Here is a 23,540-nt window from a genome sequence, read left to right on the forward strand (position 1 = left end):
TTTCACGCCTTTGCCAAGGCCTTCGGCATGATCGTTCTCGCGACCGTGATCGGTTGCGTCCTCTTCTTCTTGCTGCTGCCGACCCTCATCGTCATCCCCATGTCACTCAGTGAAACGGACTATATTCAGTTCCCGCCGAGCGGGTTGAGCCTCAAATGGTACCGGGCCTATTTCAGCGATCCGGACTGGATGGCGGCAACATGGTTCAGCCTTAAGATCGCACTTGCCACGACTGCGACCGCTACGATTATGGGCACGATGGCCGCCCTGGCGATCGTGCGCGGGCGTCTCCCCTTCAGTTCGGCGCTTCAGGCTCTTGCGCTAGGGCCGATGATCGTGCCGCACATTGTGCTTGGCGTCGCACTTTATCTGGTGTTTTCGCCGCTGCAGCTGACGGGCAACTTCTTCGGCTTTCTCATCGCCCATACGGTGCTTGCCACACCTTACGTGATGATCACAGTGACGGCGGCGCTGCAACGCTTCGACCCGGCGCTGGAACTGGCGGCGTTGAACTGCGGCGCCAACAGGCTGCAGGCTTTCGTCCTTGTGGTCTTGCCCAATATTGCACCGGGGGTAGCGGCCGGGGCGGTGTTTGCCTTTCTGGCTTCGTTCGATGAAGCCACGGTCGCGTTCTTCATCTCGGATATCGGCGGCAAGTCGATCGGTCGCAAGATGTTCGAAGATATCGACTTCAACCTCACGCCCGTCATCGCGGCTGTTTCGACGGTGCTGGTCGTGGTTTCCCTCATGTTGATGGGCGCCATTCACTTGGCCAATGCCCAAAAGCGCGGCTGAGCAAGTGCGCGATCCATTTCCCCTGCCAACCCTACAAAGGAAACTGCCATGATTTCATTTCCGCTGCGTTGGACGAGAGCTCACCGAGTGGTGGCGGCAAGCGCCTTGTTTCTTTTATCCTGCTCCTCGGCATCGCTTGCAACCGAGCAGGTTGTCATTGCTTCGACGGGCGGTGCCTACGACCGCGCGCTGAAGGCGGCCTGGTTCGATCCCTTCACAAAGGCGACCGGGATTGAGGTCGTGACGGTTGTTGCGACCAATGCTGAAATGCGGGCCAAAGTCGCGGCGATGGTGAAGACTGGGAATGTCACCTGGGATCTTTATCTCGACGGTGAGATCCAGGCGGCATCGACGGCCCACAAGGCGGTCACGGAGGACCTGACGGATTTCTGCAAACAGTTTGCCGGACGAAAAGATCTCGGCCCAAACGCCTGTGCTGCCGGCGGTGCGCTCTTGCAGTCGACGGCGACGTTGCTCGCCTATCGAACCGGCGATGGCGGACCGACACCTGAGACCTGGGCCGATATGTGGGATAGCAAGACCTTTTCCGGCGAGCGGGCATTTCCCAATTTCGACGACCCCTGGCGTGTGATGGCAGCGGCGCTGCTTGCCGATGGCGTCAGCCGAGAAGAGCTGTTTCCGCTCGACGTGGAACGGGCGCTGAAAAAACTCGACGAAATCCGGCCCGCGGTTTCAGTCTGGTGGAAAACCGGCGATCAGAGTGTGCAAGGCTTTCGCAATGGCGACTATTCGATTGGGCAGATTTGGCTGACGCGCGCCAAGGCGATGCAGAACGAAGGTTTGCCGATTGGATGGTCCTATAAGGCATCGTTTCTGGTCGGCGACCGCATTGCGCTCGTCAAAGGAGCAAAGAATCGTGACAACGCGCTAAAACTGATGGCGTTCTGGCTGAATTCGCCGGAGGCGCAGGCAATGGCTTGCGAAGTGCTTTCGTGCACGCCGCCAAGCACCGACGCAATCGCCTTGATGTCGGAGGACGTGCGCAAGACGATGCCGCATGCGAACGAGGTTCGGGACTTTATGGTTGTCCCCGACGCTGAATGGATCAACGCCAATGCGGCGCAATTGCTGCAACGCTGGAACGAGTGGCTTCGCTAGCCCATAACGATGAAAAAGCCGCAAGCATGAAACCGACAGCTCGGATCCTCCCGGGAAAGATCTGGGCTGTCGCGCAATCTGGCGGCGCGCCGGAGAGCTGATAAAGGCACGCGCAAGCCGGAATACCTCCCCGTCTCATCCCATATGGCTCCTTGCGGCGGCTGCTACCCCGGTCTCGCGACACTCCAAAAGACGCGCGATGCGGCCACAGGACACGTCACCTGCACAGCCGTGACGCCTTGATTATCGCGCCTGCGCGTCTCCATGCCAGAAATGCTCGACCTGACACGGCGAGTTTGGGTATCAGACTGATTTGTCTGCGACGACCCTGTGAACATTGTCGTCGCAGGTCGAAACGCCCAGACCAGCAGGATGCTCATCGAGACGAACAACAAAGAGTCGTCCTTTGCGCATGATGCAGCCATCCAGCGGAACAAAACCGGCGCGGGATAAGTTGGCCTTCCAAATGAGGAGACCAACATGAGCACGATACCGACTGAACCTATCCCGACGCCGCCCGCTCCCGACCTGCCCCCAGGTCTGCCGCCGGACATGCCGCAGCCTCCTATCGAGGAACCAGAGCCCGACGTCCTTCCCGACGAGATTCCCAACCCAAACCCGGATGAAAATGACGAGCCGCCGAAGCACCTGAAATAGCTTCGCCATGCAGGCGCCCTCCTTGCAGATCATGATGACGGCGTCAGGCATGACGATGCGTTCCTTGCGCTGACCGCTACAAAATCTGGCGACCTACGTTGTCAACATGACCACCAAAACGACACTTGACAAAGCAGGGCATTGGCCTTTGAACTCGGTTCATTCACCAGGGGGGTCCTGACAAGGGGCTGAGATATTGCTGGGCGGATCGGCTTTTTCGACCGCAGCGCAATGACCCGTTGAACCTGATCCAGTTCATGCTGGCGTAGGGACGGTGGGAACGACGGCGCTGCGACAGCTCCTTTGCGATCGCTTGGACGTGTCTCTATCTTTCCAGCTCCAGGATCTGGGTCTCCAAACGTTAAAGTTGGAGCCAGCGAATGGTTTTTTCATATGCCGCACACGAACCGTATCGCAGATATAGACGGCAACACCGACGTCCGTTAGCGCAGCGGCGAATGGGCAAATGACCCTACCGCGACACCCAAGTATCGGATCGAGCGGAAGGCGAATGCAACCGGTGGTCATTAAGGGAGCGGGAGTCGTCGGTCTCGTCACGGCCTACGAACTGGCGCGGCGCGGCATTGAGGTCGACATTGTCGAGCGGGCCGAACGCATTGGCGCCGGTGCATCCTGGTTTGCCGGTGGCATGTTGGCACCCTGGTGTGAGCGCGAAGGTGCCGACGAAAAAGTCGAACGCCTCGGTGCGACAGCCATTGAGTGGTGGCAGGCGGCGATGCCCGACAAAGTCACGCAGGAGGGCACACTTGTCGTCGCCGCCCCACGTGACACTCGCGAGCTCGATCGGTTTTCGACACGAACCACCGGGTACAGATGGCTTGATGCCGACCAGATAGCCGCACTGGAACCGGATCTGGCCGGCCGCTTCTCGCGTGCACTCTTCTTCCCGAAGGAAGCGCATCTCGATCCAAGAGAGGCGCTGTCATCACTCCATGACACTTTAGTGGCCATGGGCGCGCGTTTTCACTTCGGCCAGACGCGCGATGCCACCGTCGACCACCGTGTCTCTTGGTCTATCGATTGCACCGGGCGTGCCAGGCTCCCGGATGACGCGGCTCTGCGGGGCGTGCGGGGCGAGATGCTCTATCTGCGCACCGGCGACATTCAACTGTCACGTCCAGTGCGCTTCCTGCATCCACGACACCCCATCTATGTCGTTCCACGGCGTGAGCGCGTCTTCATGGTCGGGGCAACAATGATTGAGAGCGAATTGTCCGGTCCTATCGCGGCACGGTCACTGATGGAGCTCTTGAACGCCGCCTACGCCCTGCACCCGGCCTTCGGCGAGGCGCAGATTACTGAAACTGGAACTGGTATTCGCCCCGCCTACCCCGACAATCTGCCGAGGATCACGCGAACCGGCTCAATCTATTCCCTGAACGGCATGTATCGACACGGTTTCCTGCTCTCGCCGGCCCTAGCGCATGACGTTGCGGAACTTCTGCTCAACCCGGACCACAGATCGGAGTTCTATGATGAACCTTAACGTCAATGGCGAGGAGCAGGAGATCGCCTGCTCGACGCTCGCCGAACTGATGGCAGCACTCGACTATGAAGGAAGCTGGCTGGCGACCGCTGTCAACGGCGAACTCGTTCACGCGGCCGACCGCGATGGATGGCGCTTACGCGATCATGATCGCATCGAAATTCTCTCGCCGATGAAAGGTGGCTGAACATGCTGCAAGTCTACGACACGGAAATCACCTCTCGACTGCTCCTGGGCACAGCAGGCTATCCATCTCCAGCCGTGCTTTCGGCCGCCGTGCGAGCTTCAGGGACACAAATCATCACGGTCTCGTTGAGGAGAGAAACAGCCGGCGGCAAAGCGGGAGGTGCGTTTTTCGAACTGATCCGCGCGCTCGGGACGAGGATACTGCCGAACACGGCCGGCTGCCATACCACCAAGGAAGCCGTTCTCACTGCCCAGATGGCGCGCGAGGTTTTCAAGACGAACTGGATCAAGCTCGAAGTGATCGGCAATCATGACACATTGCAGCCGGATGTGTTCGCGCTGGTCGAAGCCGCACGGATCCTTTCAAATGAAGGCTTCGAGGTCTTTCCCTATACGACCGACGATCTGGTTGTTGCCGAGCGCCTGCTGGAAGCTGGTTGCCGCGTGCTGATGCCCTGGTGTGCTCCGATCGGTAGTGCCATGGGGCCGCAAAACCTGTCCGCCTTGAGGTCGATGCGCGCGCATTTCCCTGATGTGCCACTGATTGTCGATGCGGGCATCGGCCGCCCTTCGCATGCAACGACGGTGATGGAGCTCGGGTTCGATGCCGTGCTTCTGAACACGGCGGTGGCCGGCGCCGGAAATCCGGCCGTGATGGCGTCGGGTTTCGCCAAGGCGGTCGAGGCCGGTCGGTTGGCTTTCGAAGCCGGCATGCTCGAACCGAGAGACATGGCTGTCCCCTCCACCCCGGTGATCGGAAAGGCGGTCTTCTCATGAGGCTCGATCCCTTCTACCTCATTGTCGACAGCGCCCATTGGGTCGAACGCCTCGTTCCAATCGGGGTCAAACTGGTCCAGCTTCGCATCAAGGAAAGACCCGATAGCGAGGTTCGACGCGACATTCGCATTTCCAGGACCATATGCGACAGCCACGGTTGCCAACTTGTCGTCAACGACCATTGGCGCATGGCGATCGACGAGGGCTGCGATTTCGTTCATCTCGGTCAGGAAGATCTGGAGCAAGCTGACGTTGCCGCAATCCGTGGGGCCGGACTAAAGCTCGGCATCAGCACGCATGACGAGGCCGAGCTCGATAGGGCGCTCGCCGTTGCGCCCGACTATGTCGCTCTGGGACCGGTCTATCCGACCGTTCTCAAAACGATGAAATGGGCGCCGCAGGGGCTTGCCCGCCTCACCACATGGAAGAAGAAGATCGGATCGACCCCGCTGGTTGCGATCGGTGGACTGAACCTTGAACGCATTGATGGCGTCCTCACGCATGGCGCGGATTGTGCCGCGGTCGTCACCGACATTACACGTAGCCAGGATCCCGAGTGCAGAACAAGGCAATGGATCGCCGCAACCTCGCGATGGCGCATTGCGCCAGCTTGAACGAGATCTTCGTTTCCCGCCCGCGACCACGGCCGAGCACCGTCCCCAGATGAGCCTCACCCTCAGAAAAGCCGCAACATCGGAAAATCGGCCGAATATAGATGCCTCGAAGAGCCTCGCGAGGCTAACGTGTGATGGCGTAGTCACCGACGATCCTGTTTCGCAAGCATCGTCAAGGTACATAGAAACCTGAAGGTGCTGTGGTCGAGGAAGATGTCTATTGTTGCAGTAAAGGTTTTGTCGACTGTCAACGCCCCTTATGGGACGAAGCTTTCGGCTGAGCAATTGGCATCCAAGATTTCCGATCCTGCCAGCGCAGTCAATTTCGATGCGTCGGCGTTCTCCTTTTTTTTCCGAGGTAGACGAGAACCTTCAGATCTCGTTCCTCGGCGAAATGCACGTTGATCCGGCGATCGCTTCCGACTTAGCACGGAAGTTCTCGGCACTTGCCGGTTACCCGCTTCCTTTGGTGCGGGCGGCATAATTGGTTGAACACCCAGCCAACAGATGGGGAGACCTGTTTGACCACGCTGGCCGCATTATCGATCAGGCAAGCTCCCAACTCAGGATTGATCGACAATTGGACTTTTGGAGGCGGTACCGCCCTGATGCTCTAGATCGATCATCGCGAGAGCTTTGATGTCGACATCTTCATCGATGATCCGTAGCTTCTGCCATGCCTGAACCCGAAGACACAGGGCTACGCGCTCGACATCAATCCTGACGGCTATCAGTCCGATGGATCAAGAACATTGAAGATCGTCTTCGAGAATGTCGGCGAAATCGACTTTATCTGCGCGCCCAGCCTGACTGACAACCCGACGGTGAAAGCGGAGGTACGCGGTCGCGACGTCCTGCTTGAGACCCTGGCGAAATCATCGCAAAGGAAATATTTTACCGCGGGGCCACGATGCAGCCCCGCGACATGTTCGACATCGCCTGCGTCGTGAAGACTCACGGTGTCGAGTATCTCAATGAGGCCCTTACGCCCTTCGGAGACAAATGCGAGAAGGCTCTAAAAGTCGCTCGCCAGATGAACCCGCAGTTCGCGGAGACCATCATGACAAGACTTTTGTACCGTGAAGGCTTTTCCGAGATTCCACGCCTGGCACAGGCAATGACGATCAAACTCCTGGAAGCCATCTGCGCCCTTTCGACCGGCGCAAAAGTCTAGCATGAGCGCCCATCCAAGTCACAAACCGCCACTTAGGGCGCTACTAAGCCTCCCGGGCTGAAGCGCCATTTGCTCGCAACAACGCCATCAACACTGGCCCGAGCGAAAACTCCCCTCGCCGCGCCTTTGCCGTCAGATAGCACAGATAACCGCCGGCCGAGTTGATGTGGCCTGCCTTCTCGAGAATGCAGGCCATCGTTGCGGCGACGCTTTCCGGTCCGATCGCCTCACAAGCATCCTGATAGAAAAGACAAGTCCAAGGTCGCTTCCGATGCAGGCTTAACAGTACTGAGCCTGATGCCTTGCCGGCTGGGCATCTCTGCGAAACTGGCTCCGTGCGCGCGATGTGCCCACGCTGGCCTTGCTGCTCGACCAGAAAAGGATGAGCGTACCAGGCGGCGGCCGCCATCGCGGCCAGAGCCCGTTCGCGCGCGGCTTGACCGGTTAAAAGGGTCGCCGCAGGAGGTTCAGCGCAAGCGCCGGCCGCAGGCCGGGAACCGGGACCGACTACCCCCGGCAAGCCGCTCCGCACTTCTCAAGGCATTTCACGCTTCGCGAACGGGAGACCACGCCCCGGCTAAGTGGAATACGCGTTCTATTGTCATATTTTCGTTGCATATTCATTTCATTTCGTTTTTACTACTTTTTGGTTTCGCAACGAAGGTTGTGCAAGCTTCGATCGTGGAGGATCGATCTCGCCGGGCATGCCTTATGGCCCGGCTTTTGAGAAATGGGAGGAATCATGTTCAGACATTTGAACTGGACCGTCGTGGTCGCGTCCGCATTTTCAGCCGGCCTTGCTTCAAACGCATTGGCCGCCACTGAGCTTTCCTGGTGGCACGCCATGACCGGCGCCAACAACGAAGTTGTCGATAAACTCGCCAAGGAATTCAACGATAGCCAGAGCGCCTACAAGGTGGTTCCGGTCTTCAAGGGCACCTACCCGGAAACGTTGAACGCCGGCATCGCCGCGTTCCGCTCCAAGCAGGCGCCCGCCATCCTGCAGGTCTTCGATGCCGGCAGTGGGGTGATGCTCGGTGCCGAAGGCGCGATCCTGCCGGTGGCCGAGGTGCTGCAGAAGGGCGGTTACGAATTCAACAAGGATCAGTATCTGCCTGGCATCGTCGCCTACTATTCGAAGGCTGACGGCACGATGCTGTCCTTCCCCTACAATTCGTCGTCGCCGATCCTCTATTACAACAAGGATGCGTTCACGAAGGCCGGGCTCGATGCTGAGAAGCCGCCGAAGACCTGGCCCGAAGTATTTGACGCCGCCAAGAAGATCAAGGCGAGCGGCGCCTCGGCCTGCGGTTTCACCTCCACCTGGCTCACCTGGATCCAGACCGAGAACTTCGCCGCGTGGAACAATGTGCCCTACGGAACCAATGAAAACGGGCTGGCCGCTCCCGACGTCGAACTGAAGATCGACGCTCCGCTGTTCGTCCAGCATTTCCAGGCGATTGCCGATCTCGCAAAGGACGGCACGTTCCGCTACGGCGGCCGCACCTCGGAGGCCAAGCAGCTCTTCACATCCGGTGAGTGCGCCATTCTGACGGAATCCTCCGGCGGGCTCGGCGACATCATCAAGTCGGGCCTCAACTACGGCATTGGCCAGTTGCCCTATTATGAGGGCAATGGCCCGCAGAACACCATTCCCGGCGGCGCAAGCCTCTGGGTATTCGGCGGCAAATCCGACGATGAATACAAGGGCATCGCCGAGTTCTTCAATTTCCTGTCGAAGACGGAAATCCAGGCGCGCCTGCATCAGGTCTCGGGCTATCTGCCCGTCACCCTTGCCGCCTACGAGGAAACCAAGAAGTCGGGTTTCTATGAAAAGAACCCCGGCCGCGAGACGCCAATCCTGCAGATGATGGGCAAGGCACCGACAGAAAACTCCAAGGGCGTGCGGCTCGTCAATCTTCCGCAGGTTCGAGACATCCTCAACGAAGAGTTCGAAGCGATGCTTGCCGGGCAGAAGGATGCACAGGCAGCGCTGACTGAAGGCACCAAGAAGGCGAACGCCGCAATCGCGGCTGCCGTCGGAAACTAACGACCCAACAGCAGACCCACCCCGGCACCATCCGGGGTGGGTCATCTCCTCACGCAAAGAAGGGGGTCGCTTTGCAGCCTGTCGTCTTTCCGAATAAAATCCTGCCCTATCTCCTGCTCGCGCCGCAAATCGTGCTCACGGTCATCTTCTTCTTCTGGCCGGCAAGCCAGGCGCTTTATCAATCGGTGCTGCGTGAAGACCCCTTCGGCCTGAAGTCAGGCTTTGTCGGGCTCGCCAACTTTCGCGCCGTGCTTTCAAATCCGGACTATCTCCATTCCCTGGAAGTGACTGTCATCTTCAGCCTGTCAACGGCATTGCTGTCGATGGCGGTTGCCCTCCTGCTCGCGACTGCGGCGGACCGGGTGGTGCGCGGCAAAAACATCTACCGTACCCTGCTGATCTGGCCCTATGCCGTGGCGCCGGCAGTTGCCGGCATGCTGTGGCTCTTCATGTTCAATCCGGCGATGGGCACATTCGCCTATATGCTGCGGCGGAACGGCTTTGCCTGGGATCCGCTTTTGAACGGCAATCAGGCCATGGTGCTGGTCATCGTTGCGGCCGCCTGGAAGCAGATCAGCTATAATTTCCTGTTCTTCGTCGCCGGACTGCAGGCGATCCCGAAATCGCTGATCGAGGCTGCTTCGATCGACGGCGCGCGCGGCGCGCGGCGTTTCTGGACGATCGTCTTCCCGCTGCTGGCGCCCACAACCTTCTTCCTGCTCGTCGTCAACACGGTCTACGCCTTCTTCGACACGTTCGGCATTATCCATGCGGTGACCGGCGGCGGCCCGGCAAAGGCGACGGAAACCCTCGTCTACAAGGTCTACAATGACGGCTTCGTCAATCTCAACCTCGGCAGCTCTGCGGCGCAGTCGGTCATTCTCATGGTCATCGTGGTCGCATTGACGGCGTTCCAGTTCCGCTTCGTCGAGAAGCGGGTTCACTACTCATGAGGCGGTCAGATGATTGAAAAACGTCCCATCGCCAATTTCATCGGCCATCTGGTGTTGATCATCGGCGTCATCATCGTCGCCTTTCCGATCTACTATACCTTCATCGCGTCGAGCCGGACGTCGGTCGAGATCATCCGCCCGCCAATGCCCCTTACGCTGGGCGATCATATGACCGAGAACTACACGGAGGCGATGTCTGATGGCGTCGAGCGCGTGGTCGGCGTCAGCCTTGAGCGGCTCTTGTTCAATTCGACCGTCGTTGCGATTGCGATCGCCGTCGGAAAGATCGTCATCTCGTTCCTGTCGGCTTTCGCGATCGTGTTCTTTCGCTTTCCGCTGAAGATGTTTTTCTTCTGGATGATCTTCATCACGCTGATGCTGCCGGTCGAGGTGCGTATCCTGCCCACCTACAAAGTGATCGTCGACCTCGGCCTGATCGACACCTATGCCGGCCTGACGCTGCCGCTAATGGCGTCGGCAACCGCGACCTTTCTCTTCCGGCAATTCTTTCTAACCATCCCAGGCGAACTGGTGGAAGCGGCCCGCATCGACAATGCCGGCCCCTTTCGTTTCATGCGCGACATCCTGCTTCCGCTTTCGAAAACCAACATCGCCGCGCTGTTCGTCATCCTCTTCATCTACGGCTGGACGCAATATCTCTGGCCTTTGCTGGTGACCAACGACGCCAAAATGAACACCATCATTATCGGCCTGCGGCGCATGGTCGATTTCACCGATGCCTCGACCCCCTGGAACTACGTAATGGTGACGGCGATCCTTGCGATCATCCCGCCGATCCTCGTCGTCGTCCTGATGCAGCGCTGGTTCGTCAAAGGACTTGTGGAGACTGAGAAGTAATGGCTCAAATTACCCTAAACAACGTCCGCAAGATCTATGGCGGCAATATCGAGGCGATCAAGGGTGTATCCCTCCAGATCGATGATGGCGAACTCGTCGTTCTCGTCGGCCCTTCCGGATGCGGTAAGTCGACGCTTCTGCGCATGATCGCAGGTCTCGAAAGCATCAGCTCCGGCGAGATCGCCATTGGCGACCGAACGGTCAATCATCTGGAACCGGCCGAGCGCGACATCGCGATGGTGTTTCAGAACTACGCGCTCTACCCGCATATGACGGTGCATCAGAACCTCGCCTACGGGCTGAAGAACCGCAACACCCCGAAGGACGAGATCGAACGGCGTATCGCGAAGGCCGCCAAAACATTGGAGATCGAGCCCTATCTTCAGCGCAAACCTCGCCAGCTTTCCGGCGGCCAGCGCCAGCGCGTGGCCATGGGACGCGCGATCGTGCGTGAACCGGCCGCCTTCCTGTTCGATGAGCCGCTATCAAACCTAGACGCCAAGTTGCGCGGGCAGATGCGCATCGAAATCAAGCGCCTACAGCGGTCTCTTGGCACGACCAGCGTCTATGTCACCCACGACCAAATGGAGGCCATGACGCTTGCCGACAAGCTGGTGGTGGTCAATGGCGGCAAGATCGAGCAGGTCGGATCGCCAATCGAACTCTACGAAAAGCCAGCAACAACCTTTGTCGCGACCTTCATCGGCTCACCGTCGATGAACCTGCTCAAACATGCAGAAACCCTGGAGGGCTGGTCGATATCACCCAACGTGCCGAAACCAACAGGCGCATTCACCATCGGGATCCGACCGGAAGACCTCACAGTCTGCGAACCGGACGCAGCAGACTTTGATTTCACCGCAAAGGTCCGCATCGACAGCATCGAACTCGTCGGCGCCGAAAGCTATGTGCATGGCAAGTTTGCCAATGGTCAGGACCTGGTGTTCCGAGTTCCGGGACGTTCGGTCCGCCAAATCGACGATCACGTCACCGTGGGTGCGCTGGCCAAGGACCTGCATGTGTTCGATGATAGGGGCCGGCGCGTGGCCTAAAACCATGAGGACTTGACGGGCGGAGAACCGGCTAAGGTCGCTTCGCCCTTCAGCCCCAACGCCCTTCGATCGCGAAACTAACAAAGAATATCAAGAATGCAGTACAACAACCTGATATCGTTTTCTATTCTCCGAACCTTCTTGCACTTTCAACTTCTGCTTTGAGCCTTTCGAGGTGGTGACGGCAGGCTTTTTCCACGAGATCGATCAGTGTTTCGGTCCGGTCCAGGAGCCACACCAATGCTTCCTCGGTGATTTCATAGTGCTGCGAATAACGTGCTTTTACATAGGCTTCGTTGACAATATTAAACCATGAAACGAAACGCTGCTGATCAGCCCTCCAGACCTCAGCCAATTCCCTGTGCTGCTCTGCGGCGCGACCGCGCAGGAAATTCAGATTATGGGATGCAGGACTATAGTTCGTCAGGACCAAAAGAAGTGTGGCGTACGCTTGTTCGATCGACTGATGCAGGAGGAAGGCAGCTTCTTTGAACTTCCTTCGACCAACAAAGAATGAAGCCCCTTCAGAGAAGGTCTTGGCGTGTGGCAAACGGTCTTCGAAGTAATCTGTAGCGATCCGGAGGGCATCGACTTTGGAAAGCGGTTTCGGCAGAGCTAGTGGTTCGTCATCTAGTTCGTAGAGCACAATCCCGTCGTTTCGAATCTCGATAAAGAAGTACTGGCCCTCGTAGAGAGACGTATTCACCTCGCGGCGGGAGTGCACGATCAGGCTAGCGGGTGTTTCGATCCCGGACAGGTGCAGCAAGCGATCCTGCGCCTTCGCCCAATAACGCGTGAAATCCGTCAACTTGCTGTTGTTCACAACAACAAGGATATCGTAATCCGAGCGGTAGCCCTTTTTCGTGTGCGGCTCATCCACCCAATTTCCGCGTGCATAGGAGCCGAACAGAATGATCTTCAGTATGCGGCCACGTTTTTTGAAGTCGGCTGTGCCGTCCTTCAGTGCGTCCTCAAACTCTTCATGCAGCACCTCGACAACGCGTGCGAGCTCACGCTGCTTACGCTCAGGAAGATGAGCGATGCTCGATTTCATCGGCGCGTGGCTGTGTTGTGGACCCTGCATTCATCAACCTGTGGCATGCGATTCGCGACACTCTAAACCGCGGGCATGGCAGTGAAAACCCTAGCAATATTATGAAACAGCAGGAAGATTTCAGCTTTCGTGCCTTACCAGCCAAGCTATCCTAACCCATTGCCTGCACAGACTCGATTGCTTCCATGCCGCCGACCTTCGCGGCGTAGGCCGCCCAAACCTTTCGTGCGCCTGCGACCCAGTCTTCGCGATCTTCGGCGGCATGCAAGCGCGCACCGGCAGCCTTCGCCGTTTCGACAGAGGCAGCCTCATCGGCAACGATCAATGCGTTGAAATGCCGTGCGCCCTCTGTAGCTGCATCCCGAAAGACGTCCCGCACATCAGATGTCAGGCTGCTCCAGAAGGGTTTGGCAAAGACGATGGCGCCGGATGCCCAGATGTGGCCAGTCTCGATCACGTCAGGCACGACTTCGTATAGCTTGAATCCGGCATATGCCGACTTCGTCAGGTCCATGGCGTCGACGACGCCCGTTGCAAGCGCGTTGTATGTCTCGGTGATCGGCAGGCCGACCGGCACGGCGCCGAAGCTCTCCCATAGCGCCGCATGAAGCGGGCTCTGGATGACGCGCAATCTCTTTCCGGCAACATCGCCGGGGTGCATCAGGGGTTCCTTGGCGAGCAGATGCCGCGCACCGTAGTTGACATAATCTCCAACGATGAAGCCCTCACCCTCAAGCCTCACCTTCAGCACGTCACCAGCCTTCGAAGTGACTGCCGCGCGGACATGGTCGGCATCGCGGAAGAGAAACGGCATATCGAAGAGCTGGCTCTCGGGCACCCAGGCAGATAGGGCCGACAGAGTGGACAAGCTCCCCTGGATGGCGCCCAACCGCAGCCCCTCGTTGACATCTTTCTCGTCCCCAAGGGCCGCGTTCGGGACAATGTTGAAGGCAAACCACCCTGGAAGCGCGGCCTCGACGAGGTCGCGGATCTTGAGCCAGACCTTGGTTTCCGGTTTGTCTTCACCCATCAGCGACGCGATGAGCACGGGGCGTGCGGCGGAGGCCCGGCCCGTCAAAGCCGGGGTAGCAAGCGCTGCGGCACCGGTGGCAAGCAGGCTCAGGTTGAACACACGGCGATTGAGGCGAAGCATTTCGATGCCCTCCCTAAGGGTTCAAAAACAGGCAACGAGTGCTGCGGAAAAACTGAGAAGTCCAAGTGCCGATAACAGTGCGAGCAGATAGGGCCGCGACGCGGCAAACAGCGCGACCGCGGGCACGCCGGAAGCGTTGCCGACGGTCTGCACGAGGATGCCGACGGGTGGTGTCAAACCGCCAATCATCAGATTGACGACCAGGATGACGCCGAAATGAATTGGGTCGATGCCGGCAGAAACGGCTATCGGCAGCGTCAAGGGCGCGAACAGCAGGATCGCTGCGCCGATATCGAGGAAGAGCCCAACACCGAGCAAGAGGAGATTGAGCGCGGCAATCACAAGGAACGGATTGGACCCGAGCCAACTCGCTGCAGACGACAGGTGTGCCGCAACGCCATCAATCGCGATGAGAAATGCGAAGGGCGCTGCTGAACCGATCAACAGCAGGATCGCCGCGGTTTCGCGCGCCGATTGGCGGAAAGCGGCGCAGACCTCGTAAACGGCTGTCCGCTTCAAGAAAACTGCGATCAGGGTATAGGCGGCTGCAAGTGCTGCAGCTTCCGTGGGTGAGACCACACCGGCGCGAATACCGGCAACGACAATGACGCCGAGACCGAAGGCGGGCAGCGCCCGTACGCCGAACCGTCGGGACTCTTCGGCGGATGCCCTGGCGGTGCGCGCCGTCGTCGCGCCGTTTACGTGGATGGCAACGGCAAGCGCAGCTGCCATGAGCAGGCCCGCCACGAAGCCCCCGGCCAGAAGCTTGCCTGTCGACAGGTCCGCGGATGCCGCCAGAATCAGAAAGGCGATCGATGGCGGGATGATATTGTCGAGCACCGAGACGGCAGCAATCAGCGCGCCGGCGCGCGCAGGCGGCGTGCCGTGCGCTGTTAGCTGCGGCATGAAGGCGGCTGTGCCGAAGGCCGCATTGGCGATCGACGAGCCGGAGGCTCCGGAAAACAGAACGCCTGTCAAAAGCACGGTTTGACCGAGCCCGGCGCGACGGTGGCCGACAAGGGTGGCGGCAAAGCAAACCAGGTCACTGGCGATCCCTGAGGCTGTCAAAAGCGCGCCGGCGAGCAGGAAAAATGGGATGGCGGTCAGAAGATAACGCGACAGGCCGGACAATGTGGCCGCCGCCATCGCCTCTTCCGGCATCGGCGCGCCGAAAGCGACGGCGACATACCCCGCAGCGATGAAAGCATGGGGGAGCGGCGTTCCGGCGAGAATTGCCACAAGTGCAAGACAGCACAGCATGAAGCTCGGAGACACCTGGTCCAAAGGTGGCACAGCGCCGACCACCCAATGTAATCCCACAGCAATCGCAAGCATCGAGGCGAACGCGACAAGCCGGCCGTCCGCGACGTGGCGGAGCAGGATCGCGACAATCGCCAGCACTCCTCCGGCGCTCAGCATAGCCGGGCGCAGTCCCTCGGGAAGGACGAGCGAGGGCGAAACACCGCCGAGATCGAGCGCCGCCTTTCCGCTGCCGGATATCACGACGATGCAGGCTACCAGAGTGATGACGCCGGAAAATATAGTGCGCAGCTCTTGGGGCACGGACCGGTTTTCCGACGAGAAAGGATTCGTGCCTCTGTCGTCGACGATGAGCTCGCCGCGCGCGGATGGTCTTTGATCACGGCCATCACTAGGCGCTGACCGTCCCTCGAATAAATCGATCCGCAAGCCCTTCGCCGTCGAAGCGAGCGGTAGCCCAATCGAGGCAAGCGTTACCAGCAACCAACTTGCCGCTTCTTCCGCACCGGTAAAGCCGCTTGCAGCAAAATACCGAAGAGCGACGGAAGCCGTCACGGTCGCAAGCAGGGCCGCAAGCGTCAACGCCCCAGCAAGCTCGAGCGTTCGCTCCAGCCGCAGCGACAGAGCCTGCGGCATGCTAGCGAGCATCGGGCTGCCACCAGCGGTGGAAGTGATGGACCGGTCCCCGCCCCTGCCCGACTTTTAGATCTCCGGCGGCAACGATGGCACCGTGCAGATAATCCTTGGCAGCGATGACGGCATCCGCCAAGGAAAGCCCGCGCGCCAGCCCGGCGGCGATCGCCGCCGATAGAGTGCAGCCCGTACCGTGGTCATTCGTCGTTTCAATGCGCGGCGCCGTCAACCGAACAGGCTCTCGGCCATCAAAGAAGATATCCGTCGCCTCGGGGCCGCCCCCGTGCCCACCTTTGATGAGAACCGAGCGCGCGCCAGCTTTCAGAATGATCTCGGCCTGATGGGCAATCTCCGTCTCATCCGTCGCGATCGAACGCCCGGTCAGCAATGCCGCTTCCGGCAGGTTGGGCGTTGCGACCAGCGCCATTGGCAGCAACTCCTCGCGAAGCGCCGCAATGGCATCGGGGCGCAGCAGAGCGTCACCTGATGTGGCGACCATCACGGGATCGAGCACTGCCATCTTGCCGTATCGTCGAAGCCCCTTGGCGATTACGGCGATTGTTTCCTCGCGAGACACCATGCCGATCTTCACGACTCCAACAGCAAGGTCAGCAAACACCGCATCAATTTGAGCCTCGACAATCGCCGGCGAGATATCCTCGACCGCCGTCACACCTCTGGTGTTCTGTGCGGTGATCGCCGTGATCACGCTTGCGCCAAAAACGCCGAGCGCCGAGAAAGCTTTCAGGTCCGCCTGGATACCCGCACCGCCACCTGAATCGGAACCAGCAATGGTGACTGCAATAGCGGTCATCGTGCAGCCGTCTTCAACGCACGATCGACGCATGCCCGCAACTCACGACTGGCTGCCGCCGGATCCACTGCAGCAAAGATTGCAGAAATGACCGCGACTCCATCAGCCCCAACGGCGACGACTTCTCCGGCGCGCTGCGCATTTATCCCGGCGATGGCTCCAACCGGCAGATCCGGTTTAGCCGTGAGAAGCGTCCTGCGAAGCCTGGCGAACCCCTCCAGACCGACCGGGGGATCGGGGTTGTGTTTCGACAGCGTCTCGTAGACCCCACCGATACAGGCGTAATCAATCGGTGAACCAATGGCAGTCTGGGCATCCATTTCGTTCTTGACCGTCAAGCCGATGATCGCAGCATCGCCCATCATCGAGCGGGCCGTGGCCGCATCCATGTCGTCCCGCCCGAGATGGACGCCATCGGCGCCCGCCGCGAGCGCCACATCGACGCGATCGTTGATGACAAAAGGCACGCCGGTTCCGGCAAGCGCAGCACCGATCTCCCGCGCCTGTTCGATCATCTCTCGTGTCGAGCTCGTCTTGTCGCGATACTGGATGAGTGTCGCGCCACTGAGCGCAGCGGTACGCGCCAGGTCAGCTAAATTCCCTTTGTCCGCAAGTCGCGCATCGACGAGGGCATTCAGGCGATAATCAACCTTCGGCATAAGAAATCCTGGCATTGGCAATGATATCCTCAGGGCGGAGCGATGCGAGCGCATCGCGGAAGGCGGCCTCGAAGCTCCCGGGACCACTCGATCGTTCCGCGGCAATCTCCGCGGCGATACCGCTTGTTAGTAGCGCACCCGTGGCTGCCTTCAGGCGATCCGGCTCGACGGCCATGAAGGCCGCGATCAAGGCGCCCGAGAGGCACCCGGTGCCCGTGACTTGCGCCATGAGGGGGTGGCCGTTCTCAACCCGGGTCGCAAGTCGACCCAGAGTGAGTTCGTCGATAGGCCCCGTCTTGATTTTCAAGACACCGTTGGCCTCACCGACGATGTCCATCTCGCTTGCATTGCCGCGAACCACGGAAGGCCCGGATGCGATGAGTTCCCGGGCAAACGCAAGCCGCGATGGCGAATTATCGCAATGCACGGGATCAACGATCCACGGCTTGTGGGCGCCGCGCGCAACGGCTGTTGCCAGGCGGATCGCCGCGCGCCGCACTTCATCAAGCGTGCCGAGATTGACGACGAGCGCATCGGCGCGCCGGGCAAAGGCCTCGACCTCTTCTGTCGATGATGTCATGGAGGGGATCGCGCCAAGCGCCGCGAGGCCATCCGCCACGAACTTCTGCACCACCGTGTTCATCACGCAGTGTACACGGGGACGTTGTCGCCGGACACGCGCCAGCAATGCAGCAGCATTTTCCACGAATCCTGTTTCGCCCGTCATCGGATTTCCACCGCGATATCGTCGACATCAGGTGCCTGGCTGATCAGTCCGCTTTCAGCAAGGAACTTTCCAAACCGCTCGTAGCGGCCACGATCAAGTGCCGCCGGCCTTTTGGCGAAGCGCGGCAGGGTGTCGGTGAATGCTCTGCGGTTGAGCTCGTCATCGAGGTTTGGATAGGCCTTGACGAAAAGCTTCCAGGCTTCGTCAGGGTGGTTGGTGAGGAAAATTGCCCCCCTCTCCACCGCGGCAAGGAAGAGCGGCAAGCGCCCGTCGCCAACCTTTGCCTTGTCGGCAACGAAGACGAGCTCGTCATAAACCGGCACGCCATGCTCTTCGGGGAAGAATGACCGGCCTTCATGTCCCTCGATACGCATCTGTGTCTGCTCGAAATTCCTGAAGCCGCCGATCGTCGCATCGACCTTGCCAGCGATCAGCGACGGCGACAGGGCGAAGTTGACGTTGATGAGTTCGACGTCCTCCTTCTTCAGACCGGCCGAGGCAAGCATTCGGCCGAGCATCGCATCCTCGAAACCGGAGACGGAGAAGCCGATCTTCTTGCCCTTCAGATCGGCAAGGCTGCGGATCGGACCGTCGTCAAGGACGGTGACGGTGTTGAGCGGTGTCTCGACCAGAGTACCCACGCGAACGAGCGGCAGACCGGCGGCATGATCAAGGTAAAGGTTCGGCTGATAGTGTACGCCGATATCAGCCTGCCCTGCTGCAATGAGACGTGGCACGCTGGAGGGATCGGCCGGGGGGATGAGCTCGACATCGAGCCCCCCCTTTTCGAACAGGCCGAGTTCTTTGGCGACGACGATCGGGGCGTGGTCCGGATTGACGAACCACTCCAGCATCACTGTCAGTTTTTCTGCGGCCATTGCTGAGCCGGTTGAAAGGACGACGCCGAACGCAAAGCTGGCGGAAATCAGAAATTTGCGAATCATTATGTTATGAACTCTCCCAGTTGATCTCGGATATTCAGGTTTCTCGCGCCCAGTGCGCGAGTGGACGTGTTGCCTCATCGACGAGAAGCCTGAGGCCGACGGCGAGAACGGCAAGAATGGCCATCGCGGCGAAGACGACATCGGTCTGCATGCGGGCATTTGCCTGGACGATCACAAAGCCAAGGCCGGCCGAGGCGCCGACCCATTCGCCGACAACGGCGCCAAGCGGAGCCAAGGGCGCAGCGACACGCAGGCCCGTAACAAGCCCCGGCAACGCCAATGGCAACCGCACGAGCCGCAACGCCTGCCAATGGCTTGCCTTGGTGAGCGCCACGGCATCAAGGATCTGCGTATCGGTACGGCGCAAACCGTCCGAGAATGCCGAAACAACGGGAAAGAAGATGATGATGGCCGTCATCACGATCTTCGAGACCATGCCGAAGCCAAACCACAGCACCAGCAAGGGCGCTATGACGAAGACGGGAAAGGCTTGGAGGACAAGCACGAAGGGCCAGACGAGTTTTCCGAGCCGCGGAAAAGCCGCCAGGCCAATTGCTGTCGCCACACCGAACACCGAGCCGGCCGCGAGACCGGCCAGCATTTCGGCGATTGTCACAAGGCTCTGTTCAAGCAAAAATGCTCGCTGCCGTGCAAACACAGCCAGCACCTCAAGCGGCGTTGGCAGCAGATAGCCCGGTAGCGAAAAAACAAACACCGAGGCCTGCCAAAGGACAGCAAGTCCAACAAGGCTACGAACAAATGTGAAAGCTACGCGCATCGCCGGTCAACCGACGCGGCAACCCGGGCGAAACGCGGATCCGCCATCCGGCGGAAACTGGCAAAACACAGCATCGATCGATCTCCAGACAAAACATCACGGAGATCCAGGTGAAAGCGAAAACGCGATTAGTTTGCCGAATGCGGCTCTTTTCCCGTTCCTACGCCGGCATGACCCGGATCAGGTTCAAGGGTCCGGCTCACCGCCATCTCAGCACAGAATAGTGCTCCCCTCGGAATGAGGCATTTCTAATTGTTAAATGAACGATGTCAATAGTCGTGACGATTGTCATTGTGCGCCCGACGCTCATCTCTCGCGCCGCGGCAAATTGATGTGCTAGTAGATGGACATCCCGCTCCGATTTTACACTGCGCCTATATGGAGGCGCCAAGGCACTCCATTGCTTCAACGCCCTCAAGCAAAAATGATACGCAGGAAGTGCTCGCTGTTATAGCAAAATCCACCCTAAGCATTCAATCTATGCGCGTGCGTTTCATGCGTCGCGCAGGGCACCGGCTGCAACCAAGAGGCTCATCAACCACCTTTCACAACCGACTTCGCAACCGAGTCAAGGGCCAGCAGCTTTTCGAGCAGCCGCGGCATATCCTTCAGATGCACCATATTGGGGCCGTCCGACGGCGCGTTGTCGGGATCCTCGTGGGTTTCGACGAACAGGCCGGCGATGCCAACGGCAACGGCCGCACGCGACAGCGTCTCGACGAACTCGCGCTGGCCGCCGGTCGAGCCGCCCTGCCCGCCGGGCTGCTGCACCGAGTGGGTGGCGTCAAAGACGACGGGGGCACCGAGCGAAGCCATGATCGGCAGCGACCGCATGTCGGACACCAGCGTGTTGTAGCCGAAGGACGCGCCGCGTTCGCACAGAAGAATGTTGGGATTGCCACTTTCCGTGAACTTGGCGAGCACGTTCTTCATGTCCCAAGGCGCCAGGAACTGGCCCTTCTTGACGTTGATGGTGCGGCCGGTCTTGGCGGCGGCCACCAACAGGTCGGTCTGGCGCGACAGGAAGGCAGGGATCTGCAGAATGTCGACAGTCGGGGCGACCAGAGCGCACTGCTCCTCGGTGTGGACATCGGTCAGTACCGGGAAGCCGAACTCCTTCTTGAGATCGGCAAAGACCTCCATCGCCTTGTCGAGGCCAATGCCGCGCTTGCCCGAAAGCGACGTGCGGTTGGCCTTGTCGAAGGACGACTTGTAGACGAGGCCGATATCGAGCGACTTGCACAATTCGGCAAGCTTTCCCGCCATCATGAAGGCGTGCTCGCGGCTTTCCATCTGACAGGGGCCGGCGATCAGCGACAGGCGCTCCTTCTGCGAGAAGGCGACCTGCTTGGCACCTTCACCGACGACTACTCTGGCATTCGTTTCCATGTTAGGTACTTCCTCGAACGTTTCCGTAGCTAATATATGATAATTCGACATAGCCGATTCTGCCGAGACAGAGGCGAGAACTGGTTGTAATGTTTCAGGACAAACGGATGCAAGACCGACCCTCAATACATGCGCTCAATAGCCAGTACAGTCCGCTATCGCTTGCAGGTCGGTTGAAATGTCATGGTTTCGCAACGAGCTCGTCCAAGAGAATTGGGTAGTAGCGTATCTCGCCGCTTCGACCCGATTCAGCAACGGCGATCGCATTCCTTAGCCTTGCGATGATCTGTTCTTCCGTGAACCGTGAACGCTTCATTCGTCCGTCTCCTGGTTGTGACGGACTCTACCAAAATATGGAGGAAGTTCAGGGTCTCAGGTCAAGCCGACTAAAAAATCGGACCGCGCGTAGGATCTGATGACATGTCCGCAATCCCCATGCGATATAGGCCTCCAATATTGGGGGGACAATAATGCGTGATGACTCGCGACATGGTGGAAATGCGGATCTGCTGCAACAGACATTGGCCACTGCCGTGCAAGATCAGAGGACCGTCGACGAACAGCGGCAAAGCATAGCACCACTGCTGGACGGCATGTCGTTCTACAACAGCATCAGGCATGATGATGATCGCGGTAGCGTCACCGAAATATACGACCCCAGATGGGGGTGGCATCCGGATCCGCTCGTTTTCTCATATATTTTCACGATTCGACCGGGAATGGTCAAAGGGTGGGGTCTGCATAAGGAGCACGAAGATCGCTACTTCGTTTTGAGCGGAGAGTTGGAACTGGTGCTTTATGACCCTAGGCCGGACTCTGGCACATGCGGGAAGATATGCCGCGTATATCTCTCCGGCAGCCGGCCGCGCCTGATCAACGTACCGAAGTATGTTTGGCATGCCGACCACAACATCGGCACTTCCGACGTTGTCGTCATCAATTTCCCAACAATCCAGTACGACCATACCAGCCCGGATAAATATCGGCTCCCCATCGATACCGATCTGATTCCTTACAGCTTCGGTTCGGCAAAAGGATGGTGAGCGCACCTCGTATTTCGATACTCATGCCGACCCACAACCGTGTGGACGTGATTGGGATCGCTATCGAGTCTGTGCTTTCTCAAACCTTCGGTGATTTCGAACTCCTGGTTGTCGGCGATGGCTGCGTTCCTGGCACTGGAGATGTGGTTGCTGGGTTCAAGGATGATCGGATCCGCTTCTTCGATCTTCCTAAAGCGCCGCATTTTGGTTATGCGAACCGAAACATTGGTCTCCGCGAGGCTCGCGGACGGTTGATTGGGTTCGCTGCCGACGATGACATTCTGTTCCCCGACCATTTCGAGCTGCTCGCAGAATCTCTCGAGGGCGGGGCAGCAATGGCACATAGTCAAGCTCTCTGGGTTTCGACGGATGGTATAGCAGCACCATTCCTGACCAACCTCGAAATCCCGGATGAGCTCGAGGATTTCATGGAGCGAAGAAACACGATCCCAGCAAGTTGTTTTCTCTATAGAGCCGACAGCCTTCCATCGCTGGACGTTTGGCGCGAAGACCTTCCAATCGCGGCAGACTGGCGCTTGTGGCAGCGTATTATCCACGAGAATCCTAAACCCTCGGTGGTCCATTGTCGGCTGCCGACCTTGCTGCATTTCACTGCCAAACGGAAAAACAAACGTAATTCAGGTATGCCACAGCTTAGCGCGTTTCTGGACATGGCTGACAGCTCCGGCTGGTGGCCTGAGGAACTGCGTGTTCAAGTACCTGAGGGGCAGGTCGAGCAACAAGCCTATTTTGCCTGTTTGCACGCTGATCCCCAAGGTTGGACCGCCGCAATACGGCGTGCTGCTCGTGACCTTACCGCCCGTGTTGCGTGGGACAATGTGCAACTCTTCCGCCCGCAGTTGCAGGTTAGCGAGGCTCGATTGGCGGTCGTAAGTGCTAAGCTTGAAACAATGCGAGACGAGCTGGCATCGGCCGTTTCTCAAGCTGGATCGTTCGAGATCGATCTGCTCCATGCCATCGAGGAGCTTAACGCTGCGGACAAAGAAAAGCAGACATTATCTGAGCACCTGAGTGAGAGTTTGGCTGAGATTGAGCGTCTAACGGCCGAGGCCAAGGGTATGCAGGATTCGTTGTGGTGGCGCTTGCATCAGGCGATAACCCGTTTTTTGCGTCGGTAGTTCGGAAGCGACAGCTGATCGTGCCGCCATCATGCTCTCCGTCATCACGACTTGCCGCCTCAACGACGTCGACCCAAAGGCGTGGCTCGCCGATGTGTTGATGTGTTCGCCCGCATCGCCGATCCTCCCGTCTCCCGCCTGCACGAGCTACTGCCTTGTTGGGGTGGACGGCTCCCCACGGCATCGCAATGTGCCAGAATGAGTT

General features: G+C 59.0%; 23 protein-coding genes, 3 pseudogenes and 2 riboswitches. Of the genes and pseudogenes, 16 read left to right on the forward strand and 10 right to left on the reverse strand.

Translation table 11 applies throughout. The features are described from left to right. Positions 1-27: 27 nt before the first annotated feature. The 9 genes and pseudogenes from BLJAPNOD_RS34765 to BLJAPNOD_RS36335 all read left to right on the forward strand — a co-directional run bounded on the left by BLJAPNOD_RS34765 (position 28) and on the right by BLJAPNOD_RS36335 (position 6,829). A complete protein-coding gene (locus BLJAPNOD_RS34765) occupies positions 28-795 on the forward strand; it encodes an ABC transporter permease (RefSeq protein WP_077499093.1) in 768 nt (255 codons plus the stop codon). A 48-nt stretch (positions 796-843) separates the two neighbouring features. Next, on the forward strand, positions 844-1,914 hold the full coding sequence (locus tag BLJAPNOD_RS34770; protein WP_115423149.1) for an ABC transporter substrate-binding protein: 1,071 nt from the start codon (positions 844-846) through the stop codon (positions 1,912-1,914). A 480-nt stretch (positions 1,915-2,394) separates the two neighbouring features. Beyond that, complete coding sequence (locus tag BLJAPNOD_RS35785; protein WP_199566100.1) at positions 2,395-2,571, forward strand: hypothetical protein; 177 nt, start codon at positions 2,395-2,397, stop codon at positions 2,569-2,571. A gap of 158 nt (positions 2,572-2,729) precedes the next feature. Then, positions 2,730-2,861: riboswitch (TPP riboswitch) on the forward strand. Between the two features lie 221 nt (positions 2,862-3,082). Next, entirely contained in the window at positions 3,083-4,078 is a 996-nt protein-coding gene (gene thiO, locus BLJAPNOD_RS34775) for a glycine oxidase ThiO (RefSeq protein ID WP_115423150.1), read from the forward strand. Beyond that, positions 4,068-4,265, forward strand: coding sequence for a sulfur carrier protein ThiS (gene thiS / locus BLJAPNOD_RS34780; RefSeq protein ID WP_115423152.1), 198 nt, complete (start codon positions 4,068-4,070; stop codon positions 4,263-4,265). The genes thiO and thiS overlap by 11 nt, the downstream gene beginning before the upstream one ends. A gap of 2 nt (positions 4,266-4,267) precedes the next feature. Next, on the forward strand, positions 4,268-5,041 hold the full coding sequence (locus BLJAPNOD_RS34785) for a thiazole synthase (RefSeq protein WP_115423153.1): 774 nt from the start codon (positions 4,268-4,270) through the stop codon (positions 5,039-5,041). Continuing rightward, positions 5,038-5,655, forward strand: coding sequence for a thiamine phosphate synthase (locus tag BLJAPNOD_RS34790; protein WP_115423154.1), 618 nt, complete (start codon positions 5,038-5,040; stop codon positions 5,653-5,655). The genes BLJAPNOD_RS34785 and BLJAPNOD_RS34790 overlap by 4 nt, the downstream gene beginning before the upstream one ends. Positions 5,656-5,868: 213 nt before the next feature. Continuing rightward, a pseudogene (locus BLJAPNOD_RS36330) lies at positions 5,869-6,139 on the forward strand (hypothetical protein). A gap of 441 nt (positions 6,140-6,580) precedes the next feature. Further along, a complete protein-coding gene (locus BLJAPNOD_RS36335) occupies positions 6,581-6,829 on the forward strand; it encodes a hypothetical protein (protein WP_158556222.1) in 249 nt (82 codons plus the stop codon). A gap of 43 nt (positions 6,830-6,872) precedes the next feature. Here the strand turns inward: BLJAPNOD_RS36335 and repC are convergent. Further along, positions 6,873-7,073: pseudogene (gene repC / locus BLJAPNOD_RS36340) on the reverse strand (replication initiation protein RepC); the annotation flags it as partial. A gap of 486 nt (positions 7,074-7,559) precedes the next feature. Here repC and ugpB point away from each other — a divergent pair. From ugpB to BLJAPNOD_RS34825, 4 genes are all read left to right on the forward strand, one after another. Next, positions 7,560-8,879: a sn-glycerol-3-phosphate ABC transporter substrate-binding protein UgpB gene (gene ugpB, locus BLJAPNOD_RS34810; RefSeq protein WP_115423157.1), complete on the forward strand. Its 1,320-nt coding sequence runs from the start codon at positions 7,560-7,562 to the stop codon at positions 8,877-8,879. A 71-nt stretch (positions 8,880-8,950) separates the two neighbouring features. After that, positions 8,951-9,832, forward strand: a complete 882-nt coding sequence (ugpA, locus tag BLJAPNOD_RS34815) for a sn-glycerol-3-phosphate ABC transporter permease UgpA (RefSeq protein WP_115423158.1) — start codon at positions 8,951-8,953, stop codon at positions 9,830-9,832. Positions 9,833-9,841: 9 nt separating this feature from the next. Further along, entirely contained in the window at positions 9,842-10,690 is an 849-nt protein-coding gene (gene ugpE / locus BLJAPNOD_RS34820; protein WP_115423159.1) for a sn-glycerol-3-phosphate ABC transporter permease UgpE, read from the forward strand. Further along, on the forward strand, positions 10,690-11,742 hold the full coding sequence (locus tag BLJAPNOD_RS34825) for a sn-glycerol-3-phosphate import ATP-binding protein UgpC (RefSeq protein WP_115423160.1): 1,053 nt from the start codon (positions 10,690-10,692) through the stop codon (positions 11,740-11,742). The genes ugpE and BLJAPNOD_RS34825 overlap by 1 nt, the downstream gene beginning before the upstream one ends. 124 nt (positions 11,743-11,866) lie before the next feature. Here BLJAPNOD_RS34825 and BLJAPNOD_RS34830 read toward each other — a convergent pair whose 3' ends face one another. The 9 genes from BLJAPNOD_RS34830 to kdsA all read right to left on the reverse strand — a co-directional run bounded on the left by BLJAPNOD_RS34830 (position 11,867) and on the right by kdsA (position 21,153). After that, positions 11,867-12,796 carry a nucleotidyltransferase and HEPN domain-containing protein gene (locus tag BLJAPNOD_RS34830; protein WP_115423161.1) on the reverse strand — a complete coding sequence of 310 codons (930 nt, stop codon included), beginning with the start codon at positions 12,794-12,796 and terminating at the stop codon, positions 11,867-11,869. 151 nt (positions 12,797-12,947) lie between these two features. Next, positions 12,948-13,949 carry a TRAP transporter substrate-binding protein gene (locus BLJAPNOD_RS34835; protein ID WP_115423162.1) on the reverse strand — a complete coding sequence of 334 codons (1,002 nt, stop codon included), beginning with the start codon at positions 13,947-13,949 and terminating at the stop codon, positions 12,948-12,950. A 21-nt stretch (positions 13,950-13,970) separates the two neighbouring features. Beyond that, the gene (locus BLJAPNOD_RS34840) at positions 13,971-15,857 is read right to left on the reverse strand and encodes a TRAP transporter large permease (RefSeq protein WP_115423163.1); all 1,887 of its coding nucleotides are present in this window, start codon (positions 15,855-15,857) and stop codon (positions 13,971-13,973) included. Next, a complete protein-coding gene (gene thiD / locus BLJAPNOD_RS34845) occupies positions 15,847-16,656 on the reverse strand; it encodes a bifunctional hydroxymethylpyrimidine kinase/phosphomethylpyrimidine kinase (RefSeq protein WP_115423164.1) in 810 nt (269 codons plus the stop codon). Before thiD ends, BLJAPNOD_RS34840 begins: the two co-directional genes overlap by 11 nt. Continuing rightward, positions 16,653-17,315 carry a thiamine phosphate synthase gene (thiE, locus tag BLJAPNOD_RS34850; RefSeq protein WP_115423165.1) on the reverse strand — a complete coding sequence of 221 codons (663 nt, stop codon included), beginning with the start codon at positions 17,313-17,315 and terminating at the stop codon, positions 16,653-16,655. Before thiE ends, thiD begins: the two co-directional genes overlap by 4 nt. Further along, entirely contained in the window at positions 17,302-18,042 is a 741-nt protein-coding gene (locus BLJAPNOD_RS34855; RefSeq protein ID WP_115423166.1) for a hydroxyethylthiazole kinase, read from the reverse strand. Before BLJAPNOD_RS34855 ends, thiE begins: the two co-directional genes overlap by 14 nt. Beyond that, entirely contained in the window at positions 18,039-18,920 is an 882-nt protein-coding gene (locus BLJAPNOD_RS34860; RefSeq protein ID WP_244611219.1) for an ABC transporter substrate-binding protein, read from the reverse strand. The genes BLJAPNOD_RS34855 and BLJAPNOD_RS34860 overlap by 4 nt, the downstream gene beginning before the upstream one ends. Positions 18,921-19,020: 100 nt before the next feature. Next, positions 19,021-19,764, reverse strand: a complete 744-nt coding sequence (locus tag BLJAPNOD_RS34865; protein WP_115423168.1) for an ABC transporter permease — start codon at positions 19,762-19,764, stop codon at positions 19,021-19,023. A 140-nt stretch (positions 19,765-19,904) separates the two neighbouring features. Beyond that, positions 19,905-20,007: riboswitch (TPP riboswitch) on the reverse strand. Between the two features lie 291 nt (positions 20,008-20,298). Further along, positions 20,299-21,153, reverse strand: a complete 855-nt coding sequence (kdsA, locus tag BLJAPNOD_RS34870; RefSeq protein WP_115423169.1) for a 3-deoxy-8-phosphooctulonate synthase — start codon at positions 21,151-21,153, stop codon at positions 20,299-20,301. A gap of 470 nt (positions 21,154-21,623) precedes the next feature. On the opposite strand from kdsA, the gene BLJAPNOD_RS34875 reads away from it, so the two are divergent. The 3 genes and pseudogenes from BLJAPNOD_RS34875 to BLJAPNOD_RS34885 all read left to right on the forward strand — a co-directional run. Then, positions 21,624-22,196 carry a dTDP-4-dehydrorhamnose 3,5-epimerase family protein gene (locus BLJAPNOD_RS34875; RefSeq protein ID WP_244611208.1) on the forward strand — a complete coding sequence of 191 codons (573 nt, stop codon included), beginning with the start codon at positions 21,624-21,626 and terminating at the stop codon, positions 22,194-22,196. Then, positions 22,190-23,335: a glycosyltransferase family A protein gene (locus tag BLJAPNOD_RS34880; RefSeq protein WP_115423170.1), complete on the forward strand. Its 1,146-nt coding sequence runs from the start codon at positions 22,190-22,192 to the stop codon at positions 23,333-23,335. Before BLJAPNOD_RS34875 ends, BLJAPNOD_RS34880 begins: the two co-directional genes overlap by 7 nt. A 13-nt stretch (positions 23,336-23,348) precedes the next feature. Then, positions 23,349-23,540 (forward strand): annotated as a pseudogene (locus BLJAPNOD_RS34885) (transposase domain-containing protein); the annotation flags it as partial.

This window comes from Ensifer sp. M14, assembly GCF_003355565.1.
Lineage (GTDB): Bacteria > Pseudomonadota > Alphaproteobacteria > Rhizobiales > Rhizobiaceae > Ensifer.

What these genes read in the sequence shown, in the direction of transcription:
- BLJAPNOD_RS34765 (WP_077499093.1), top strand. Translation starts at nt 28, where the DNA reads ATGATCGTTCTCGCGACCGTGATCGGTTGCGTCCTCTTCTTCTTGCTG.
- BLJAPNOD_RS34770 (WP_115423149.1), top strand. Translation starts at nt 844, where the DNA reads ATGATTTCATTTCCGCTGCGTTGGACGAGAGCTCACCGAGTGGTGGCG.
- BLJAPNOD_RS35785 (WP_199566100.1), top strand. Translation starts at nt 2,395, where the DNA reads ATGAGCACGATACCGACTGAACCTATCCCGACGCCGCCCGCTCCCGAC.
- thiO (WP_115423150.1), top strand. Translation starts at nt 3,083, where the DNA reads ATGCAACCGGTGGTCATTAAGGGAGCGGGAGTCGTCGGTCTCGTCACG.
- thiS (WP_115423152.1), top strand. Translation starts at nt 4,068, where the DNA reads ATGAACCTTAACGTCAATGGCGAGGAGCAGGAGATCGCCTGCTCGACG.
- BLJAPNOD_RS34785 (WP_115423153.1), top strand. Translation starts at nt 4,268, where the DNA reads ATGCTGCAAGTCTACGACACGGAAATCACCTCTCGACTGCTCCTGGGC.
- BLJAPNOD_RS34790 (WP_115423154.1), top strand. Translation starts at nt 5,038, where the DNA reads ATGAGGCTCGATCCCTTCTACCTCATTGTCGACAGCGCCCATTGGGTC.
- BLJAPNOD_RS36335 (WP_158556222.1), top strand. Translation starts at nt 6,581, where the DNA reads ATGTTCGACATCGCCTGCGTCGTGAAGACTCACGGTGTCGAGTATCTC.
- ugpB (WP_115423157.1), top strand. Translation starts at nt 7,560, where the DNA reads ATGGGAGGAATCATGTTCAGACATTTGAACTGGACCGTCGTGGTCGCG.
- ugpE (WP_115423159.1), top strand. Translation starts at nt 9,842, where the DNA reads ATGATTGAAAAACGTCCCATCGCCAATTTCATCGGCCATCTGGTGTTG.
- BLJAPNOD_RS34825 (WP_115423160.1), top strand. Translation starts at nt 10,690, where the DNA reads ATGGCTCAAATTACCCTAAACAACGTCCGCAAGATCTATGGCGGCAAT.
- BLJAPNOD_RS34830 (WP_115423161.1), bottom strand. Translation starts at nt 12,796, where the DNA reads ATGAAATCGAGCATCGCTCATCTTCCTGAGCGTAAGCAGCGTGAGCTC.
- BLJAPNOD_RS34835 (WP_115423162.1), bottom strand. Translation starts at nt 13,949, where the DNA reads ATGCTTCGCCTCAATCGCCGTGTGTTCAACCTGAGCCTGCTTGCCACC.
- BLJAPNOD_RS34840 (WP_115423163.1), bottom strand. Translation starts at nt 15,857, where the DNA reads ATGCTCGCTAGCATGCCGCAGGCTCTGTCGCTGCGGCTGGAGCGAACG.
- thiD (WP_115423164.1), bottom strand. Translation starts at nt 16,656, where the DNA reads ATGACCGCTATTGCAGTCACCATTGCTGGTTCCGATTCAGGTGGCGGT.
- thiE (WP_115423165.1), bottom strand. Translation starts at nt 17,315, where the DNA reads ATGCCGAAGGTTGATTATCGCCTGAATGCCCTCGTCGATGCGCGACTT.
- BLJAPNOD_RS34855 (WP_115423166.1), bottom strand. Translation starts at nt 18,042, where the DNA reads ATGACGGGCGAAACAGGATTCGTGGAAAATGCTGCTGCATTGCTGGCG.
- BLJAPNOD_RS34860 (WP_244611219.1), bottom strand. Translation starts at nt 18,920, where the DNA reads ATGGCCGCAGAAAAACTGACAGTGATGCTGGAGTGGTTCGTCAATCCG.
- BLJAPNOD_RS34865 (WP_115423168.1), bottom strand. Translation starts at nt 19,764, where the DNA reads ATGCGCGTAGCTTTCACATTTGTTCGTAGCCTTGTTGGACTTGCTGTC.
- kdsA (WP_115423169.1), bottom strand. Translation starts at nt 21,153, where the DNA reads ATGGAAACGAATGCCAGAGTAGTCGTCGGTGAAGGTGCCAAGCAGGTC.
- BLJAPNOD_RS34875 (WP_244611208.1), top strand. Translation starts at nt 21,624, where the DNA reads ATGCGTGATGACTCGCGACATGGTGGAAATGCGGATCTGCTGCAACAG.
- BLJAPNOD_RS34880 (WP_115423170.1), top strand. Translation starts at nt 22,190, where the DNA reads ATGGTGAGCGCACCTCGTATTTCGATACTCATGCCGACCCACAACCGT.